This window comes from Aeromonas sp. s2 (assembly GCF_040907935.1).
GTDB classification, from domain to species: Bacteria; Pseudomonadota; Gammaproteobacteria; order Enterobacterales; family Aeromonadaceae; genus Aeromonas; species Aeromonas dhakensis.
This window is the reverse complement of the sequence record NZ_JBFOCR010000032.1, coordinates 1-2,500: the sequence shown is the minus strand read 5'-3', so window position 1 is coordinate 2,500 and position 2,500 is coordinate 1. Positions and strand designations below refer to the sequence as shown.

General features: G+C 53.6%; 2 protein-coding genes and 1 rRNA gene (1 of these 3 cut by a window edge). All 3 read right to left on the bottom strand.

Going from position 1 to position 2,500, the window contains the following annotated elements:
- Positions 1–283, bottom strand: a 16S ribosomal RNA gene (locus AB5Y81_RS21585) (it extends 1,262 nt beyond the left edge of the window).
- A 424-nt stretch (positions 284–707) separates the two neighbouring features.
- Positions 708–1,250, bottom strand: a complete 543-nt coding sequence (gmhB, locus tag AB5Y81_RS21580) for a D-glycero-beta-D-manno-heptose 1,7-bisphosphate 7-phosphatase (RefSeq protein WP_010635852.1) — start codon at positions 1,248–1,250, stop codon at positions 708–710.
- 113 nt (positions 1,251–1,363) lie between these two features.
- Positions 1,364–2,500 (bottom strand): elongation factor Tu (gene tuf / locus AB5Y81_RS21575; protein WP_017788708.1); only part of this gene is annotated, 1,137 nt, incomplete at its 5' end.

The window sequence follows — 2,500 nt, the reverse complement described above, 5'->3', positions numbered from 1 at the left end:
CGTCGCCTTGGTGAGCCATTACCTCACCAACTAGCTAATCCCACCTGGGCATATCCAATCGCGCAAGGCCCGAAGGTCCCCTGCTTTCCCCCGTAGGGCGTATGCGGTATTAGCAGTCGTTTCCAACTGTTATCCCCCTCGACTGGGCAATTTCCCAGGCATTACTCACCCGTCCGCCGCTCGCCGGCAAAAGTAGCAAGCTACTTTCCCGCTGCCGCTCGACTTGCATGTGTTAGGCCTGCCGCCAGCGTTCAATCTGAGCCATGATCAAACTCTTCAATTTAAGTTTGGTTGCCAATTAAGGCGGCTCAATGAATTGCTGAATTAACTGCTGCAACTTAAAAGTTGCTTTGGTCACTTCATCAGACATTGAAAATCAAAAATTGTTTTTGATGCTCGATGCTGTGAGTGCCCACACAGATTGCTTGATTCAAATTGTTAAAGAGCGACGCAGCTTTTGGCTGCTGCGGGAGTGGCATTCTACTCAACCGCCTTCTCGAGTCAAGCCTTATTTTCAAAGGCTTTTCGAGGCTACCGACCCGGCTGTTTGCGTTGCCGCTTGCCGTGTCGATGGAGGCGCATTATAGGGAGTGAATTCGTTCTGGCAAGAGGATTATTGCAAAAAGATGGCTTTCATCGCTCAACCGCTCACAAAGCCACCAAAAAGCCACCAAAAAGCCACCAAAAAGCATCTTAATCCAGCGAAATCAGCCTGCGACAGGCGCAGCAACGGCAAAATCATGCAGGTTGTCGTAGATGGCATCGGCCAGCTCAATCCCCGCATCAGTAATCGGCTTGCCCGTTCTGACCATGACCTTGTGACCGACCTTGGCATTGATGGCGGCTTTCAGGTCAGAAGGTTTGTCACCCACCATATAAGAGCGGCTCATATCGATACCGAGCTCCCGCTGGGCAAGCAGCAGCATACCCGGTTCGGGTTTGCGACAGTCGCAGGGAGCACCGTGGTCCGGATGATGGGGGCAGAAATAGATGCCATCGAGATCCACATCGCGATCGGCAAGGGACCAATCCATCCACTCGGTCAGGTTCATGAAGTCATCTTCAGTGAAGTAACCACGGGCAATGCCGGATTGGTTGGTCACCACGACCAGCAAATAGCCCTTTTTCTTCAGCAATTGCATGGCCTCAATCACCCCGGGCAGAAAATGGAAGTCATCAACCTGGCTGACATAACCCGTGTCCTTGTTGATGACACCATCGCGATCCAGAAAAATGGCGGGTTTACTCACAGCAGCTACCTCTATAGATGATTTCGCAAAAGTATCTCACAGGCCATTTAAAGCCCCAAAAGTAAAAGGGGTGGCCGAAGCCACCCCTTTCATGTGTGCATATAAAGTATCGATTAAGCGATAACTTTAGCTACAACACCAGCACCTACGGTACGACCACCTTCACGGATGGCGAAACGCAGGCCGTCGTCCATCGCGATCGGCGCAATCAGGGTAACAACCATCTTGATGTTGTCGCCCGGCATTACCATCTCTACGCCTTCCGGCAGTTCGATGGTACCGGTCACGTCGGTAGTACGGAAGTAGAACTGCGGACGGTAGCCTTTGAAGAACGGGGTATGACGACCACCTTCTTCTTTGGACAGCACGTACACTTCAGATTCGAACTTGGTGTGCGGCTTGATGGTGCCCGGCTTGGCCAGTACCTGACCACGCTCTACGTCTTCACGCTTCACGCCACGCAGCAGCGCGCCAACGTTCTCGCCTGCACGACCTTCGTCCAGCAGTTTGCGGAACATTTCAACGCCGGTACAAGTGGTCTTGGTGGTATCTTTGATACCAACGATTTCCACTTCTTCACCAACTTTAACAATACCGCGCTCTACACGACCGGTTACTACGGTACCACGGCCAGCGATGGAGAATACGTCTTCGATCGGCATCAGGAACGGCTGGTCAATTGCGCGCTCCGGCTCCGGAATGTAGGTGTCCAGGTGGCCAGCCAGTTCCAGGATCTTCTCTTCCCACTGAGCTTCGCCTTCCAGCGCTTTCAGTGCGGAACCACGTACTACCGGCAGGTCATCACCCGGGAAGTCGTACTCGGACAGCAGTTCGCGAACTTCCATCTCGACCAGTTCCAGCAGTTCTTCGTCATCTACCATGTCACACTTGTTCATGAACACGATGATGTACGGAACGCCTACCTGACGACCCAGCAGGATGTGCTCACGAGTCTGCGGCATCGGGCCGTCAGTCGCTGCTACTACCAGGATCGCGCCGTCCATCTGGGCAGCACCGGTGATCATGTTTTTAACGTAGTCGGCGTGACCCGGGCAGTCTACGTGGGCGTAGTGACGGGTAGCGGTGTCGTATTCTACGTGGGAGGTGTTGATGGTGATACCACGCTCACGCTCTTCCGGCGCCTTGTCGATCTGGTCGAAGGCGAAAGCTTTACCACCGAAGTGCTTGGCCAGCACGTTGGTGATGGCGGCGGTCAGGGTGGTTTTACCGTGGTCAACGTGGCCGATGGT